Annotated in this window: 15 protein-coding genes; 14 read left to right on the forward strand and 1 reads right to left on the reverse strand. The window is 61.6% G+C overall.

Annotated features, from left to right (window positions below):
• Positions 1-179 precede the first annotated feature (179 nt).
• The 14 genes from J9870_RS05405 (at position 180) to J9870_RS05470 (ending at position 15,801) form a co-directional block, all read left to right on the forward strand.
• On the forward strand, positions 180-1,802 hold the full coding sequence (locus tag J9870_RS05405; RefSeq protein ID WP_210643010.1) for a methyl-accepting chemotaxis protein: 1,623 nt from the start codon (positions 180-182) through the stop codon (positions 1,800-1,802).
• Positions 1,802-2,338, forward strand: coding sequence for a chemotaxis protein CheW (locus tag J9870_RS05410; protein ID WP_210643011.1), 537 nt, complete (start codon positions 1,802-1,804; stop codon positions 2,336-2,338). The genes J9870_RS05405 and J9870_RS05410 overlap by 1 nt, the downstream gene beginning before the upstream one ends.
• Positions 2,335-3,597 carry a protein-glutamate O-methyltransferase CheR gene (locus J9870_RS05415; protein ID WP_210643012.1) on the forward strand — a complete coding sequence of 421 codons (1,263 nt, stop codon included), beginning with the start codon at positions 2,335-2,337 and terminating at the stop codon, positions 3,595-3,597. The genes J9870_RS05410 and J9870_RS05415 overlap by 4 nt, the downstream gene beginning before the upstream one ends.
• Complete coding sequence (locus J9870_RS05420) at positions 3,594-4,265, forward strand: chemotaxis protein CheW (protein WP_210643013.1); 672 nt, start codon at positions 3,594-3,596, stop codon at positions 4,263-4,265. The genes J9870_RS05415 and J9870_RS05420 overlap by 4 nt, the downstream gene beginning before the upstream one ends.
• Positions 4,262-6,526: a hybrid sensor histidine kinase/response regulator gene (locus J9870_RS05425; protein ID WP_210643014.1), complete on the forward strand. Its 2,265-nt coding sequence runs from the start codon at positions 4,262-4,264 to the stop codon at positions 6,524-6,526. Before J9870_RS05420 ends, J9870_RS05425 begins: the two co-directional genes overlap by 4 nt.
• A complete protein-coding gene (locus J9870_RS05430) occupies positions 6,523-7,533 on the forward strand; it encodes a chemotaxis response regulator protein-glutamate methylesterase (RefSeq protein ID WP_210643015.1) in 1,011 nt (336 codons plus the stop codon). Before J9870_RS05425 ends, J9870_RS05430 begins: the two co-directional genes overlap by 4 nt.
• 45 nt (positions 7,534-7,578) lie before the next feature.
• Positions 7,579-8,580: a diguanylate cyclase gene (locus J9870_RS05435; RefSeq protein WP_210643016.1), complete on the forward strand. Its 1,002-nt coding sequence runs from the start codon at positions 7,579-7,581 to the stop codon at positions 8,578-8,580.
• A gap of 299 nt (positions 8,581-8,879) precedes the next feature.
• Positions 8,880-9,975 (forward strand): peptide chain release factor 2 gene (gene prfB / locus J9870_RS05440; protein ID WP_210643017.1). Its coding sequence is split into 2 segments (ribosomal slippage): positions 8,880-8,951 and positions 8,953-9,975, totalling 1,095 coding nucleotides; the frame shifts between segments, so codons are not numbered across the junction.
• Positions 9,976-10,085: 110 nt separating this feature from the next.
• Complete coding sequence (lysS, locus tag J9870_RS05445) at positions 10,086-11,588, forward strand: lysine--tRNA ligase (RefSeq protein WP_210643018.1); 1,503 nt, start codon at positions 10,086-10,088, stop codon at positions 11,586-11,588.
• A gap of 101 nt (positions 11,589-11,689) precedes the next feature.
• Entirely contained in the window at positions 11,690-12,406 is a 717-nt protein-coding gene (locus tag J9870_RS05450) for a TetR family transcriptional regulator (RefSeq protein ID WP_210643019.1), read from the forward strand.
• A gap of 147 nt (positions 12,407-12,553) precedes the next feature.
• On the forward strand, positions 12,554-13,108 hold the full coding sequence (locus J9870_RS05455; RefSeq protein ID WP_210643020.1) for a hypothetical protein: 555 nt from the start codon (positions 12,554-12,556) through the stop codon (positions 13,106-13,108).
• 36 nt (positions 13,109-13,144) lie between these two features.
• Positions 13,145-14,422, forward strand: coding sequence for a flavohemoglobin expression-modulating QEGLA motif protein (locus J9870_RS05460; RefSeq protein WP_109753678.1), 1,278 nt, complete (start codon positions 13,145-13,147; stop codon positions 14,420-14,422).
• A gap of 147 nt (positions 14,423-14,569) precedes the next feature.
• Positions 14,570-15,475, forward strand: a complete 906-nt coding sequence (locus J9870_RS05465; RefSeq protein WP_210643021.1) for an alpha/beta hydrolase — start codon at positions 14,570-14,572, stop codon at positions 15,473-15,475.
• A complete protein-coding gene (locus J9870_RS05470) occupies positions 15,472-15,801 on the forward strand; it encodes a hypothetical protein (protein ID WP_135843889.1) in 330 nt (109 codons plus the stop codon). Before J9870_RS05465 ends, J9870_RS05470 begins: the two co-directional genes overlap by 4 nt.
• A 39-nt stretch (positions 15,802-15,840) precedes the next feature.
• On the opposite strand, the gene J9870_RS05475 is transcribed toward J9870_RS05470, so the two are convergent.
• Positions 15,841-16,803 (reverse strand): transposase, encoded by a 963-nt coding sequence (locus tag J9870_RS05475; protein ID WP_210639263.1) that lies wholly within the window; start codon positions 16,801-16,803, stop codon positions 15,841-15,843.
• Between the last annotated feature and the right edge of the window lie 154 nt (positions 16,804-16,957).

Genomic DNA, 16,957 nt, shown 5'->3' on the forward strand with positions numbered 1-16,957 from the left:
CACAGCATCGTTGGCTGATGCACCGCTATCGCGAGCAGGCTCGCTCCCACAAGGGGGCATTGCTCATTTTGAGAAAACGGTGAACTTCGGCCTCGCCAAAATCACCCCACAGCGCCATACAGACGCAACGCTGCCCTCGGCTATACTCCCCAGCATTTTCAAGTGCCCGAGGTTTTACTGTGAAGAACTGGACGTTGCGCCAACGTATCCTGGCGAGTTTTGCGGTGATCATCGCCATCATGCTGCTGATGGTGATCGTCTCGTATTCACGGTTGTTGAAAATCCAGGACAGTGAAGAGCGGGTGCGTGCCGATGCGGTGCCGGGGGTGTATTACAGCTCCATGATTCGCGGCGGCTGGGTCGACAGCTACGTCCTGACCCAGCAGATCGTCGGCCTTTCGGGGCATCGAGAAGTCACGGCCGAGGACAAGGCCCGCTACCAGGGCTTCGAGCAACATCTGCGCGAGGAAATCCAGAACTATCAAAAGCTGATCCAGAATCCTGCCGACCAAGCCTCTTTCGACGAGTTCGAAGCCAATCACCAGGCGTTCAACCAGGCATTGGCAAAGGTCCTGGACCTGTATCAGCGCAAGGATTACGAAGGCGCACGGCTGGCCCTGGAGAAAGAGCTGACGCCGGCATGGCTCGACGGTCGGGGGCACTTGAATCACATCATCGAGCGCAATCGCGAGCTGGCGGAACAAGCCACTGGGACCATTGGCGATGCTGTGACGGCGGCCAAAGTGGCCATGGGGCTGTCGTTTCTCGTCGCATTGATTGTCGCCTTACTCTGTGGGCTGTTGCTGATGCGCGCGATCATGGCGCCGATGAACCGCATCGTGGAAATCCTCGAGATCATGCGCAGCGGCGACCTGAGTGGACGCTTGAACCTGGCGCGCAAGGATGAGTTCGGCGCGGTGGAAACCGGTTTCAACGACATGATGGCCGAGCTGACATCGTTGGTCGCCCAGGCCCAGCGCTCTTCGGTGCAGGTCACCACCTCGGTGACCGAGATCGCTGCGACTTCCCGCCAGCAGCAGGCCACGGCGACCGAAACCGCCGCCACCACCACCGAAATCGGTGCGACGTCGCGAGAGATTGCCGCCACGTCCCGTGACCTGGTGCGCACCATGACTGAAGTCTCTACTGCTGCCGACCAGGCTTCGGTGGCCGCCGGATCTGGGCAGCAAGGCCTGGCGCGCATGGAAGAAACCATGCATTCGGTGATGGGCGCTGCAGACCTTGTGAACGCCAAGTTGGCGATCCTCAACGAGAAGGCCGGCAACATCAACCAAGTGGTGGTCACCATCGTCAAAGTGGCCGACCAGACCAACCTGCTGTCCCTCAACGCCGCCATCGAGGCCGAGAAAGCCGGCGAGTACGGTCGTGGTTTCGCCGTGGTCGCCACCGAAGTGCGGCGCCTGGCCGACCAGACGGCCGTGGCCACGTATGACATCGAACAGATGGTGCGTGAGATCCAGTCTGCGGTGTCGGCAGGGGTGATGGGCATGGACAAGTTCTCCGAAGAAGTGCGCCGTGGCATGGCCGAGGTGCAACAGATCGGCGAGCAGCTGTCGCAGATCATTCATCAGGTCCAGGCGCTGGCACCGCGGGTATTGATGGTCAACGAGGGTATGCAGGCCCAGGCCACCGGTGCCGAGCAGATCAACCACGCCCTGGTGCAACTGGGCGATGCCAGCAGCCAGACCGTGGAGTCCCTGCGCCAGGCCAGTTCCGCCATCGACGAACTGAGCCAGGTGGCCGTCGGGCTGCGCAGTGGCGTCTCGCGTTTCAAAGTCTGATGAGCGAATTCGAGGCCAGACATGGCGCCGCGTCGGCGGCCCGGAAAATGCTGTTCCTGGTGTTTCGCATCGGTGACGAGCGCTACGCCCTGCAGGCCATCGATGTGGTGGAAGTGCTGCCGCGCCTGCCGCTCAAGCCGATTGCCCGGGCGCCGGCCTGGGTGGCGGGGGTGTTCGCCTGGCGCGGCGCGGTGGTGCCGGTGATCGACCTATGCAGCCTGACCTTCGGCCACAGCGCCGAGGCCCGTACCAGCACACGACTGGTACTGGTGCACTACCGGCACGAAATATCGTCGTCGATGCAGGTGCTGGGATTGATCCTGGAGCAGGCTACGGACACCTTGCGCTGCGATCCGGCGGATTTTCGACCCTATGGCTTGGATAATCGACAGGCGCCGTACCTCGGCCCGGTGCGCGAAGATGCCCAGGGGCTGCTGCAATGGGTACGCGTCAATGACCTGCTTGATGAGTCGGTCCGCGGCGTTTTGTTCCCGACGCCGCCGCTGAACCTCGATGATCTCGAGGCCCTGTCATGAACAACGACCAGCGCTTTTTCGATTTCCTCAAGGAACGCATCGGCCTGGATGTCACCTCCGTCGGCACCGCCATCATCGAGCGCGCCCTGCGCCAGCGTACCAGCGCCCAACCGGGGCGAACCGCCGATGAGTATTGGCAATGCCTGCAGCAATCGGCCCAGGAGCAACAAGCGCTGATCGAGGCGGTGATCGTCCCCGAGACGTGGTTCTTTCGCTATCCCGAATCCTTTGCGACCCTGGCCAAGCTGGCCGTCAAGCGTCTGGCCGAGATCCGCCACCTGCGGGCGCTGCGTATCCTCAGCTTGCCGTGCTCCACCGGCGAAGAGCCCTATTCCATTGCCATGGCCCTGCTGGACGCCGGGCTTGGTCCGCATCAATTCAAGGTCGATGGGCTGGACGTCAGCCCGCTGTCGGTGGAGCGGGCCAGGGCCGCTTGCTACGGCAAAAACTCCTTTCGTGGCGCCGACCTGGCTTTTCGCGAGCGGCATTTTATCGCCGACAGTGAAGGCTATCGCCTCACTGAACGGGTGCGCGAACAGGTGCGCTTGCAAGTGGGCAACCTGCTGGATCCGGCCTTGCTGGTGAACGAAGCACCTTATGATTTTGTGTTCTGCCGCAACTTGCTGATCTATTTCGACCAACCGACCCAGCAGCAGGTATTCGAGGTGCTCAAGCGCCTGACCCATCAGGACGGCGTGCTGTTTATCGGCCCCGCCGAGGGCAGTTTGCTCGGGCGCCTGGGCATGCGCTCGATCGGTATTGCCCAGTCGTTCGCTTTCAGCCGCCAAGGCGCGCCCGAGCCACAACCGTTGCCGGTCTTGCTGCCGACCCCATTGCCGGTGCGTCAGCCGCATCGGGTTGTCCCTCCGGCCCCCCGACCTCGGCCGTTTGCCACCAGCGTGACGCCGATTGCCGAACCGAAGAGCAGCGACGCCGCGACATTGCTGGCCCATATTGCTGCCCTGGCCAACAGCGGCAAAAGCGCCGAAGCCCGCGTAGCCTGTGAGCAGTACCTGCGCAGCCACGCCCCTGCGGCCCAGGTGTTCTATTGGCTGGGTTTGCTCAGCGACATGGCTGGCAGCGCCCTTGAGGCCCTGGGTTATTATCGCAAGGCGCTTTATCTTGAACCGCAACACGCCGAGGCCCTGGTGCATCTGGCGGCGCTGCTGGCTTCCCAGGGAGACGAGGCCGGAGCCCGTCGATTGCAGGAACGCGCCGCCCGCAGCGGGCGCGCGGCGGACAGTGAGCGTAAACAATGAGCGGTTCGGTTTTCTACAGCGTCACCCATGACGATGCCCAGGCCATCGACGACTGCTGGAATCGCATCGGGGTACATGGCGACAAATCCTGTGCGCTGTTGCCCGAGCATATTCACTGCCGCAATTGCCCGGTGTATTCGGCGGCCGCCACCCGCTTGCTCGACCGCTATGCCTTGCCCCGCGACGACCGGGACCTGGTCCTTGTGCCGGTAGACAGCGATGTCGTCACGCGCTCGCTGTTGCTGTTCCGCCTGGGCGAAGAATGGCTGGCCCTGACCACTCGCAGCCTGGTGGAAGTGGCGCCGTTGCAAGCGATCCACTCGTTGCCGCACCAGCGTTCGCGGGCCTTGTTGGGCGTGGCGAACGTGCGCGGCGCGCTGGTGGCGTGTCTGTCGCTGGTGGAACTGTTGGACCTGGAGCCCGGCGGGACAGCGGTTGCCGGCGGACGAATCATGCCGCGCATGTTGATAGTCGCGGCCCCAGGCGGGCCAGTGGTGGTGCCGGTGGATGAGGTGGACGGCATTCATGCCATTGACGAACGCATTCTGGCGAGTGCGTCGCAATCGGCCGGCAAGTTCACCCGTGGCGTATTGCAGTACAAGGGCCGCAGCCTGCGCTGGCTGGACGAAGAACAGCTACTGTCCGCCGTGACCCGGAGCCTGTCATGACCCCCGATCAGATGCGCGACGCCTCGTTGCTGGAGCTGTTCAGCCTGGAAGCCGAAGCCCAGACCCAAGTACTGAGCGCAGGCCTGCTGGCCCTGGAGCGCGATCCGACCCAGGCCGATCATCTGGAGTCGTGCATGCGTGCGGCCCATTCCCTCAAGGGCGCGGCGCGGATTGTCGGGGTCGACGCTGGGGTCAGCGTGGCCCATGTGATGGAAGATTGCCTGGTCAGCGCCCAGGAGCGCCGCTTGGTTCTGAGCGCCGAACACATCGACGCCTTGCTGCAAGGCACTGACCTGCTGACGCGTATCGCTACGCCAGGCAACGACGTCGGCGCCTCGGACGTTGACGTCTACGTGGCGCTGATGGGACGTTTGCTCGACCCCAATGCCGCGCAGGCCCCGGCGGCAGTGGCGCCAGCAATCGAACGACCTGTCGAGCCCGCCCGTGTCGAGTTGCCCGAACCCGAACCGACCGCAGCAACGGAGCCGGCCCCCAAAACCAAGCGGGTCACCGAAGGCGGCGAGCGGGTCCTGCGGGTCACGGCCGAACGCCTCAACAGCCTGTTGGACCTGTCGAGCAAATCCCTGGTGGAAACCCAGCGCCTCAAGCCCTGGCTGGCGACGATGCAGCGGCTCAAGCGCCAGCAGAGCAACGGCCTGCGCGCCCTGGAAGCGTTAAATCTGCACCTCAAGGACCACGCCCTGAGCTTGCAGGCCCAGGAGGCCTTGGGCGATGCCCGGCGCCTGCTGGCTGAAACCCAGCAATTGCTGGCGCAAAAGCACGCCGAACTGGACGAGTTCGCCTGGCAGGCCAGCCAACGGGCGCAGGTGTTGTACGACACGGCGCTGGCCTGTCGTATGCGCCCGTTTGCCGATGTGCTCTCGGGCCAGGCGCGGATGGTGCGGGACTTGGGCCGCAGCCTGGGCAAACAGGTGCGCCTGGAGATTGAAGGCGAGAAAACCCAGGTCGACCGCGACGTACTGGAAAAGCTCGAAGCGCCGCTGACCCATCTGCTGCGTAACGCCGTGGACCATGGTATCGAAACCCCGGAGCAACGGGTGCTGGCCGGTAAGCCCGCCGAAGGCCTGATCCGCTTGCGGGCGTCCCATCAGGCTGGCCTGCTGGTGCTGGAGCTGGCGGACGACGGCGCCGGCGTGGACCTGGAGCGGGTGCGCCGCAGCATCGTCGCGCGCGGGCTTTCCCTGGAGCAGACCGCCGCCAGTTTGAGCGAAGAAGAGTTGCTGACGTTCCTGTTCCTGCCCGGTTTCAGCCTGCGCGACACAGTCACTGAAGTGTCCGGGCGCGGGGTTGGCCTGGACGCCGTCCAGCACATGGTCCGGCAGTTGCGTGGCGCGGTGGTGCTGGAGCAGACGGCGGGCGAGGGCAGTCGTTTTCACCTCGAGGTGCCGTTGACGCTCTCGGTGGTGCGCAGCCTGGTGGTGGAAGTTGGCGATGAAGCCTATGCCTTTCCCCTGGCCCACATTGAACGCATGTGCGACCTGGCGCCGGAGGACATCGTGCAGGTCGAAGGCCGTCAGCATTTCTGGCATGAAGGCCGGCATGTGGGGCTGGTTGCCGCCAGCCAGTTGCTCAATCGCCCGGCCGCGCAGAACAGCGGCCAGACCCTCAAGGTGGTGGTGATTCGCGAACGCGAGGCGTTCTATGGCGTGGCGGTGGAGCGCTTCATTGGCGAGCGGACCCTGGTAGTGCTGCCCCTGGACGAACGCCTGGGCAAGGTCCAGGACATTTCCGCCGGGGCTTTGCTGGACGACGGCTCGGTGGTGTTGATCGTCGATGTCGAAGACTTGCTGCGCTCGGTGGACAAGCTGCTCGACACCGGACGCCTGGAGCGCATTGCCCGGCAGAACCAGGCCCAGGTCGCGCGCAAGCGGGTCCTGGTGGTGGACGACTCCCTGACCGTGCGCGAGTTGCAACGCAAGCTGTTGCTCAATCGCGGCTACGATGTGGCGGTAGCGGTGGACGGGATGGACGGCTGGAACGCCTTGCGTTCGGAAGACTTCGACCTGCTGATTACTGACATCGACATGCCGCGCATGGACGGCATCGAACTGGTGTCGCTGTTGCGGCGGGACAATCGGTTGCAATCGCTGCCGGTGATGGTGGTGTCCTACAAGGACCGCGAAGAAGACCGCCGCCGTGGTTTGGACGCAGGAGCCGACTATTATTTGGCCAAGGCGAGTTTCCACGATGACGCCTTGCTCGATGCCGTGGTCGAATTGATCGGAGGAGCCCGCGCTTGAAGATCGCCATCGTCAATGACATGCCCCTGGCGGTCGAAGCCTTGCGCCGCGCACTGGCGTTCGAGCCGGCGCATCAACTGGTCTGGGTGGCCGCCAACGGGGCCGAGGCGGTGCAGCGCTGCGCCGAATACACCCCGGACCTGATCCTGATGGACTTGTTCATGCCGATCATGGATGGCGTGGAGGCCACCCGCCGCATCATGGCCCAAACCCCATGCGCCATTGTGATCGTCACCGGTGACAGCCAGCAGAACGTCCACCGGGTGTTCGAAGCGATGGGGCATGGTGCGCTGGATGTGGTCGATACGCCGGCCCTGGGCGTGGGTAATCCCGCGGACGCGGCGGCGCCGTTGTTGCGCAAGATCACCAATATCGGTTGGCTGATCGGCGAACGCGGCAATCGTGAGCGCTCCGCCCCGGCGGCCCAGCGTTCCTCGGTATCGCGCAAAAGCCTGGTGGCCATCGGCTCGTCGGCTGGCGGGCCAGCGGCGCTGGAGTTGTTGCTCAAGGCGCTGCCCCGGGACTTTGCCCCGGCCATCGTGCTGGTCCAGCATGTAGACGAAGTCTTTGCCGCCGGCATGGCCGAGTGGCTGAGCAGTGCATCGGGGCACAAGGTCCGCCTGGCGCTGCACGGCGAGACGCCGCAAAGCGGCACGGTGTTGTTGGCCGGGACCAACCACCATCTACGTTTATTGAAGGACGGCACCCTGGCCTACACCGCGGAGCCGGTCAACGAGATATATCGGCCCTCCATCGATGTGTTTTTCGAGAGTGTCGCCCAGTTCTGGAGCGGTGATGCGGTGGGCGTTTTGCTCACCGGAATGGGCCGCGACGGTGCACAAGGGCTTAAACTCATGCGTCAGCAGGGCTATGTGACGATCGCCCAGGACCAGCGCAGTAGCGCCGTGTATGGCATGCCCAAAGCGGCGGCGGCCATCGATGCGGCCGCGCAGATTCTTGCGCTGGACAAAATTGCACCACGGCTGGTGGAGATTTTTAGCCAATGATGAACCCTCGCGCTTTTGCCCCAAGCCTTACTCAGGTAAGCCGTCATGAATGATTTACAGCTCGACGATTTCAAGAGTGATGAGAATGCCGCCATGGTCCTGCTCGTCGACGACCAGGCGATGATTGGCGAGGCGGTGCGGCGCGGGCTGTCGAATGAAGACAACATCGACTTCCACTTCTGCTCCGATCCTCACCAGGCCATCGCTCACGCCGTTCGCATCAAGCCAACGGTGATTCTCCAGGATCTGGTGATGCCCGGCCTCGACGGCCTGAACCTGGTGCGCGAATATCGCAACAATCCGGCCACCCGCGACATTCCGATCATTGTCCTGTCCACCAAGGAAGACCCGCTGATCAAGAGCGCCGCGTTTGCCGCTGGCGCCAATGACTACCTGGTCAAATTGCCGGACAACATCGAATTGGTGGCGCGCATCCGTTATCACTCGCGCTCCTACATGATGCTGTTGCAGCGCGACGCGGCCTACCGCGCGCTGCGAGTCAGCCAGCAGCAGTTGCTCGATACCAACCTGGTGCTGCAACGGCTGATGAATTCCGACGGGCTGACCGGGCTGTCGAATCGCCGGCATTTCGATGAGTACCTGGAGCTGGAGTGGCGCAGGGCGATGCGCGACCAGACCCAACTGTCGCTGTTGATGATCGACGTGGATTACTTCAAGGCCTACAACGACAATTTCGGTCACCTGGAGGGCGACGAGGCCCTGCGCAAGGTTGCCACCGCGATTCGTGATGCCTGCAGTCGTCCGTCCGACCTGCCGGCCCGCTACGGTGGTGAGGAGTTCGCTCTGGTCTTGCCCAGCACCTCGCCTGGCGGCGCCCGGCTGATGGCCGAAAAGCTGCGCCAGAGCGTCGTCGCCCTGAAAATCCCGCATACCACTCCCGATGACGATGCAAACCTGACCGTCAGCGTCGGCGTCTCGACCCTCACCCCCCAGCAGGGTAGCGATTGCCGGCAGCTGATTTCGGCGGCGGACAAGGGGTTGTACATGGCCAAGCACAATGGGCGTAATCGGGTGGGCTTCGAATAGACCTCCTGCCGGGCGAAGAGCTATTTGTGGCAAAGGAATGTATCTGTGGCGAGGGGATTTATCCCCGCGGGGCTGTGCAGCAGCCCCAATGCAGTCAACTCAATTGGCCTGATACACCGGGTTGTCGGGTTTGAGGGCTGCTTCGCAGCCCCGCGGGATAAGTCCCCTCGCCACAGGGTTGTGTATTTGGCTCGGTCTTGAACCTCATTGCCCCTAAAGCCGCCAGGCGGGCTGCCGCTGGCGTTTGATTACGTTATACTCGCCGGCTTTCAAAAGTTCGCCAACGAGTGCTGCCCGCCATGGAAATCAACCCGATCCTTAACACCATCAAGGACCTGTCCGAGCGCTCCGAAACTATTCGGGGGTATCTTTGACTACGATCAAAAGCATGAGCGTCTGACCGAAGTCAATCGCGAGCTTGAAGATCCGAATGTCTGGAACAACCCGTCCTATGCCCAGGAACTGGGCCGCGAGCGCGCTGCGCTGGCGCAGATCGTCGAGACCCTGGACGAAATGTCCAGCGGTCTGGCCGACTGCCGCGACCTGTTGGACATGGCCGTCGAAGAAAACGATGAAGGCGCGGTCGGCGATGTGGTCGCCGAGCTGACACGTCTCGAGGAGGCTTTGGCCAAACTCGAATTCCGCCGCATGTTCAGCGGCGAGATGGACATGAACAACGCCTACCTGGACATCCAGGCCGGTTCCGGTGGCACCGAGGCCCAGGACTGGGCCAACATCCTGCTGCGCATGTACCTGCGCTGGGCCGACAAACGCGGTTTCGACGCGACCATCATGGAACTGTCGGCCGGTGAGGTCGCCGGGATCAAGGGCGCCACCGTGCACATCAAGGGCGAATACGCCTTTGGCTGGCTGCGTACCGAGATTGGCGTGCACCGTCTGGTGCGCAAGAGCCCGTTCGATTCCGGCAACCGTCGCCACACGTCGTTCTCGGCGGTGTTCGTTTCGCCGGAAATCGATGACAACATCGAAATCGACATCAATCCGGCGGACTTGCGCATCGACACCTACCGTTCCTCCGGGGCCGGTGGTCAGCACGTTAACACCACCGACTCGGCCGTACGGATTACCCACGTACCGACCAACACCGTGGTCAGCTGCCAGAACGAGCGCTCCCAGCACGCCAACAAAGACACCGCGATGAAAATGTTGCGGGCCCGCTTGTATGAGCAGGAAGTGCAGAAGCGCAACGCAGCGTCCCAGGCGTTGGAAGACACCAAATCCGATATCGGTTGGGGTCACCAGATTCGTTCGTACGTACTCGACGCCTCGCGGATCAAAGACCTGCGCACCAGCATCGAACGCAGCGACTGCGACAAGGTGCTCGACGGTGACATCGACGAATACCTGGTGGCGAGCCTCAAACAAGGGCTGTAACGCGACACCCATGCGGCGCACAAGCACGCTTGCTCTAAGGCGCGCGGTTTGTGCGCAAACTCCGGCCCCGGGGCCGGGGGCAACGAACCTGTGATGGAATCATTAAAGACATGAGCGACCTAGAACTCGACCCGCAAGCCCTGCAACAGGAAGAAAACTCCCTGATCGCCCTGCGCAAGGAAAAGCTTGCTGCCGAGCGCGCCAAGGGCCAGGCCTTCCCCAACGACTTCCGCCGCGACGCGTACTGCGACGTCTTGCAGAAGAAGTACGCGGACAAGACCAAGGAAGAGCTGGCCGAGGCGGCGATTCCCGTCAAGGTAGCTGGTCGCATCATGCTCGACCGTGGTTCGTTCATGGTGATCCAGGACATGACCGGGCGCATCCAGGTCTACGTCAACCGCAAGACCCTGCCGGAAGAAACCCTGGCCGCCGTCAAGACCTGGGACCTGGGTGACATCATCGCCGCCGAAGGCACCCTGGCCCGTTCCGGCAAGGGCGACCTGTACGTCGAAATGACCAGCGTGCGCCTGCTGACCAAGTCCCTGCGCCCGCTGCCGGACAAGCACCACGGCCTGACCGACACCGAGCAGCGCTATCGCCAGCGCTACGTCGACCTGATCGTCAACGAAGACGTGCGCCAGACGTTCCGCGTGCGCTCGCAAGTCATCGCCCACATCCGCAGCTTCCTGATGAAGCGTGACTTCCTGGAAGTCGAGACGCCGATGCTGCAGACCATTCCCGGCGGTGCGGCGGCCAAGCCGTTCGAGACCCACCACAACGCCCTGGACATGGAAATGTTCCTGCGTATCGCCCCGGAGCTGTACCTCAAGCGGCTTGTTGTCGGTGGGTTCGAGAAGGTCTTCGAGATCAACCGCAACTTCCGTAACGAAGGTGTTTCGACCCGGCACAACCCCGAGTTCACCATGCTCGAGTTCTACCAGGCCTACGCCGACTACGAAGACAACATGGACCTGACCGAGGAACTGTTCCGCGAGCTGGCGCAGTTGATCCTGGGCAGCACCGACGTGCCGTACGGCGACAAGGTGTTCCACTTTGGCGAGCCGTTCGTGCGCCTGTCGGTGTTCGATTCGATCCTCAAGTACAACCCTGAACTGACCGCCGATGATCTGAACGACATCGACAAGGCCCGTGCCATCGCCAAGAAAGCCGGTGCCAAGGTGCTCGGCTTCGAAGGCCTGGGCAAGCTGCAAGTGATGATTTTCGAAGAGCTGGTGGAGCACAAGCTGGAACAACCGCACTTCATCACCCAGTACCCGTTCGAAGTCTCGCCGCTGGCCCGTCGTAATGACGAGAACCCAAGCGTTACCGACCGTTTTGAGCTGTTCATCGGTGGCCGCGAGATCGCCAACGCCTACTCCGAGCTCAACGATGCCGAAGATCAGGCCGAGCGTTTCATGGCCCAGGTAGCCGACAAGGACGCTGGTGATGATGAAGCCATGCACTACGATGCCGACTTCGTGCGTGCCCTTGAATACGGCATGCCGCCGACCGCTGGCGAAGGTATCGGCATCGATCGCCTGGTGATGTTGCTGACCAACTCACCGTCGATCCGGGATGTGATCCTCTTCCCGCACATGCGGCCTCAAGCGTAAGTGTTTCAAATAAAAAGCCGCCTGGAAGGGCGGCTTTTTATTGCCTGTCTGGTACAAACGTATCAATTGGTTACTTTCGAAATAGCGAGGAAAGACCTGTCGTGAATCGTGCAATGGCTCCAGAAGGTGCAGCGGGCGTCGCCACTGCTGTCGCTGAAAGTGTTCAGTACCAGGGTCGCAAGGCCAGCCGACAGGGCAGTGAACAGCGCCGCCAGGAGATTCTCGATGCGGCCATGCGCATTGTCGTGCGCGATGGCGTGCGGGCAGTGCGCCACCGCGCCGTGGCCGCCGAGGCGGGTGTGCCGCTGTCGGCTACCACCTACTACTTCAAGGACATCGATGACCTGCTCACCGATACCTTCGCCCAGTACGTGGAACGCAGCGCGGCGTTCATGGCCAAACTGTGGACCAACAATGAAGGCCTGCTGCGGGAAATGGTTGCCTACGGGGACGGCAGCGCCGAATCCCGTTCGCAACTGGCCGACGACATTGCCCGGCTGACCGCCGATTACGTGCAGCATCAACTGGACAGTCGTCGCGAGTACCTGATGGCCGAACAGGCGTTCCGCCAAGAGGCGCTGCTCAACCCGCGCCTGGCGGAGTTGGTGCGTTCCCACCAGCAGATCCTGTTGCACGGTACCTGTCAGTTTTTCCAGGTATTGGGCTCGCGCGAACCGCAACAGGATGCCAAAGTGTTGACGGCGATTATCGGACGGATGGAATATCAGGGCTTGCTCAATGGCGCCGAGCCGGTAGCGGCAGAAGAAATGCTCGGCATCCTGACCCGCTACATGCACCTGGTACTGGCGTCGGTGTAACCCCGAACTGATCGTTCCCACGCTATGCGCGGGAATGAATCCCGTGACGCTCTGCGTCACAGTGGACGCGGAGCGTCCATGGCTGCATTCCCACGCAGAGCGTGGGAACGATCAAGGACAAGGCGCCGCCTACCATAGGGAGTTCAAATGAAAGCCTGGCGTGCCGTTGTAATGGCCGTGTCGTTGCTGCTGCTCAGTGGCTGTCTGGTATCGTTCAAGGCACCATTGCCCGATAGCGATGCCGCACCGAAGGGCCTGCTCGGGCACTGGACCAGTACCAACGCCTGGGGCGAGCCGTTGAACCTGGAACTGACCGAAATCGGCAAGCACCGCTACCAGGCCATCAGTTATTTCAGGGCCAGGCCCCAGGAGCGCGAAGCTATCCCGCTGACCGTTTCCCGCCATGGCAGCCGCTGGTACCTGTCGGCCAAGGTGCCGGCCCGGTTTGGCGGGCATTATGTGATCGCCGGTTTCGAGTTGACCGACAAGCAAGAGCTGGTGGTCTACAACCTGGACCTGGAACAGGTCAACCAGGCCATCGGCCAGAAGATCCTCAGCGGCCAGCCGAACCAGAGCGAGGAGGGTGATGGCGTACTGGTGGACAGCGACATGAGCAAAGTCTTCAGTTACCTCGATGACCCGGCCAATTCCGATGTGTTCTCGGAGGCCGTGCGCTACCAGCGGCTGGACAAATCCCAATAATTGCAACAAGCGGACGTTTTTTCACAGGAGTTCCGGGTGGACGATTACCAGCAGACGATACGCACCTTGTCCGATCGCATTGTGCTGGCGCAAACGCCGATTCGCATTCTCGACGCGGTGAAATGGGATGACAGCATCCGCAAGGGATTTCTCAAGGCCAAGGGCAAGGAAATGCCCGCCGTGGACCGCGATTATTATCTCAACCGGCCGCTGTCCTTCGACTCCAGCAAGGTGAAGCTGGAGTTCCAGAACATCGAGCGCGACATCACCCGCCAACTCGGGCAGTTCAACCCGGTTGGCCAGATCATGCGCCGCATGTGCAAGGAATACCGCATGGTGGTGCGCATGCTCGAAGCACGCGGCACCGAGGATTTCGGGCTGATCTCCCAGGAGCTGTACGGCGCTGCCTCTGACGCTTTTCACGCCGGCGACCCGACTTTGGCCGACTTGGGCCTGATGTTGTCCGACTATCTGAACAACATCGATGGCCGTGGCGATTTGAAGGACGAACCGAAGATCCTCACCGCCAAGGACGCCGTCAGCCTGCTGCAACATCGCCTCAACCGGGTATTCGGCGAAGCCGAGGAAACCATCCGGGTGTTTGAGTCCGACGGGATCGTGGCCGATGCCGCGGCGGGCGCCGACTACATCAAGATCCGCACCGATGCGATGTTCAACGAGCGTGACGTGCGGGCCCTGGAGGTCCACGAAGGGCTGGTGCACGTCGGCACCACCCTCAACGGCCTGAACCAGCCGATCTGCACCTTCCTGTCCAAGGGGCCACCGTCGTCCACCGTGACCCAGGAAGGCCTGGCGATCCTGATGGAAATCATCACCTTCGCTTCCTATCCGAGTCGCCTGCGCAAACTCACCAACCGTACCCGGGCCATTCATATGGTGGAGGAGGGGGCCGATTTCCTGCAGATATTCGAGTTCTTCCGCGAGCAGGGTTTTGAAATGGCCGAAAGCTACGGCAATGCCAGTCGGGTTTTCCGTGGCTCGGTGCCGACCGGTCTGCCATTCACCAAAGACTTGTCCTACCTCAAGGGCTTCATCATGGTTTACAACTACATTCAGTTGGCCGTGCGCAAGGGCAAGCTGGAACAGGTACCGCTGTTGTTCTGCGGCAAGACCACCCTCGAGGACATGCGTACCCTGCGGCAACTGGTGGATGAAGGCCTGGTCGTGCCGCCCAAATACCTGCCCGAGCAGTTCCGCGACATGAACGCGCTGTCGGCCTGGATGTGTTTCTCCAACTTCCTGAACCATCTGAGCCTGGACCGGATCGAGGCGGATTATTCCAATATCCTTTAATCACAACACCAACCCCCTGTGGGAGCGAGCTTGCTCGCGATAGCGCCAGTTCAGTCAATATAGCTGTGACTGACCTACTGCTATCGCGAGCAAGCTCGCTCCCACAGGGGGGCTGCGTTTAACTTCTGACTTGCGAGGTTTCACCGGATGCGAACCCTCGGCATCTTATGCCTGCTGCTGGCCCTGAGCGGTTGCAGCTCCCTGCTGTTCTACCCCGAGCACGGCCTGCCGTTCACCCCGCAGCGGGCCAAGCTCGAGTACCGCGACGTGACCCTGACCACCGCCGACGGTCTCAAGCTCCACGGCTGGTGGTTGCCGGTCAAACAAGGCGTGGCGGTCAAGGGCACGGTGCTGCACTTGCACGGCAACGGCGGCAACCTGGCCTGGCACCTGGGTGGGAGCTGGTGGTTGCCGGAGCAGGGTTATCAGGTCTTGATGATTGACTACCGCGGTTATGGCTTGTCCGAAGGCGAACCGAGCCTGCCGGCGATTTACCAGGACATCGACGCGGCGTTCAAATGGCTCGACCAGTCGCCCGAAGTCCAAGGCAAGCCGCTGGTACTGCTCGGCCAGAGCCTGGGCGGCGCGTTGGCGGTGCACTATCTGGTCGAGCATCCGCAACGCCAACAGCAACTCAAGGCCCTGGTACTGGATGGCGTGCCGGCCAGCTATCGCGACGTCGGGCGTTTCGCCCTGAGCACTTCGTGGTTGACCTGGGCGTTCCAGGTGCCGCTGTCCTGGCTGGTGCCCGACGGTGACAGCGCGATCGCTTCCGTGGCGCAACTGACCGGCGTACCGAAGCTGATCTACCACAGCCTGGATGACCCCATCGTGCCTCTTTCCAATGGCATCCGTCTGTATCAAGCTGCGCCGCCGCCGCGGGTCCTGCAACTGACCCGCGGCGGGCATGTGCAAACGTTCGCCGACCCGGTCTGGCGCACGGTGATGCTGCGCTACCTCGACGACCCCCAGCACTTCGACGGCCTGCGCCGCCTGGGTGAAGTGCCGAATTATCCGAAATCACCTGTTGAATCTCCAGAGAGCCCGCAATGAGCGAAGAACGTAACGCCATCCCCCTGATCATCACCGGTATCTGCAGCATCCTCGGCACCGTCGGGGTGCTCTGGTACTACGGTTACCTGCACTTCGCTAAACCCGAGGACGCCTTGCTGCTCAACCAATTCACCATGCTCAAGACCGTGCCGGGCGAAGACTACAAAGTCGCCCTGGAACCGGCGCCCCAGGTGGCCCAGTGCATCGACGGTGTACTGGTGCTGTTCGATACCGAACAGAAAGGCCTGACCGGCGTGCTGATCAACGAGAAGAAGCGCGCGGTGCGTTGCATGGGCCAGGAAACGCCACAGAAGCTCCAGCCGTAACCAAATCCCAAGGACGCCACCATTCCCTTGTGGGAGATTCTATGTTGCAGGGGAACCCTGCAACCGTGAATTTGGTTGGTATTCGCTCTGATTTTTCATCAGGGCGAATGCTACCCGACACAACTTGCGGGCGAGGATAACCAAGGCCTGAGTTCTGGCCAGGCCTCGTGCCAAGAAGGCCTCATAGTAAGGTTTCCAGGCAGGAGACCGACAGGCCGCCATCGCGGCGTTGTGCGCCAGGCGTCGTAGCTCCCCGTCCCCTTTTTTGCTCAAGTGACGAGGACTGTGCTTCTTCCCTGAGTCTTTTGGACGCAAATCCATCCCCAAGAAAGCAATGAATGCATCGCCACTGACAAAGTGACCGCGCATGAATGCGGTCGCCAAGCCAATGGCCGTCAGTTCACCAATCCCTTCAATGGCTTTGCAGCGGTTGATGTTTTCAGTGATCCCTACCGCTTGGCTGGCCTCACGCATTAGCTTCTGAATGGCCTGATCGGACTCTTTGAAGACCTCCAACTGCCGGGCCAAGATGTCCTTTAGGCACGGTTCGTTCGAAAAACTCAGCACGATACTGACGCGGGCCTTGATGAGTGCCGCACGTTTTCTAAGCAGGTTTTTTAACACTTTGTAGGCTTCTGGAGGTGGGCTCCAGATACGCAGCCTTGCTTGCTCGTTCGTTAGATAACGAGCCAGCAAACGCGCATCACAAGGATCAGTTTTAGCCCGCAGCCCAATACTTTCACGGTAATGGGCCACCCGATAAGGATCCACAACGTAAACATGAAACCCCATTCCATGGGCCAGCTCAGCTGTGTCCAGGTGATAAAAACTGGTGGCTTCCAGCGCAATCGAGCTTTGGGCTGGTAGCGTTTTGAGCCACCGGCCAAGAGCTTCTCGATTGTTGGCGATGGCTTGAGTGATTTTCAGGTCTTCGCGGTAAACGACGATTTCGGCCTTCGCTACATCGATACCAATAACCGTTGGTGAGTTAAGGATTGTCATGACGAATCCTCGGAGCTAGGGTTTAGGTGCTTGTCGGGGTCTACCTTTGCGCTGGCTTGCCTCTATCGTCGGTTTTACCGATGAATTCCTTATCGGCGCTTTAGGTAGAAAGGGCGGAACGAGAAGTCTCCCACGGTCCGTACTGGCTAGAGTC

This window comes from Pseudomonas sp. Tri1 (genome assembly GCF_017968885.1).
Lineage (GTDB): Bacteria > Pseudomonadota > Gammaproteobacteria > Pseudomonadales > Pseudomonadaceae > Aquipseudomonas.

Coding starts and splice junctions, on each gene's coding strand:
- J9870_RS05455 (WP_210643020.1), top strand. CDS start 12,554: ATGAAAGCCTGGCGTGCCGTTGTAATGGCCGTGTCGTTGCTGCTGCTC.
- J9870_RS05435 (WP_210643016.1), top strand. CDS start 7,579: ATGAATGATTTACAGCTCGACGATTTCAAGAGTGATGAGAATGCCGCC.
- J9870_RS05470 (WP_135843889.1), top strand. CDS start 15,472: ATGAGCGAAGAACGTAACGCCATCCCCCTGATCATCACCGGTATCTGC.
- J9870_RS05425 (WP_210643014.1), top strand. CDS start 4,262: ATGACCCCCGATCAGATGCGCGACGCCTCGTTGCTGGAGCTGTTCAGC.
- J9870_RS05420 (WP_210643013.1), top strand. CDS start 3,594: ATGAGCGGTTCGGTTTTCTACAGCGTCACCCATGACGATGCCCAGGCC.
- J9870_RS05465 (WP_210643021.1), top strand. CDS start 14,570: ATGCGAACCCTCGGCATCTTATGCCTGCTGCTGGCCCTGAGCGGTTGC.
- J9870_RS05410 (WP_210643011.1), top strand. CDS start 1,802: ATGAGCGAATTCGAGGCCAGACATGGCGCCGCGTCGGCGGCCCGGAAA.
- lysS (WP_210643018.1), top strand. CDS start 10,086: ATGAGCGACCTAGAACTCGACCCGCAAGCCCTGCAACAGGAAGAAAAC.
- J9870_RS05475 (WP_210639263.1), bottom strand. CDS start 16,803: ATGACAATCCTTAACTCACCAACGGTTATTGGTATCGATGTAGCGAAG.
- J9870_RS05415 (WP_210643012.1), top strand. CDS start 2,335: ATGAACAACGACCAGCGCTTTTTCGATTTCCTCAAGGAACGCATCGGC.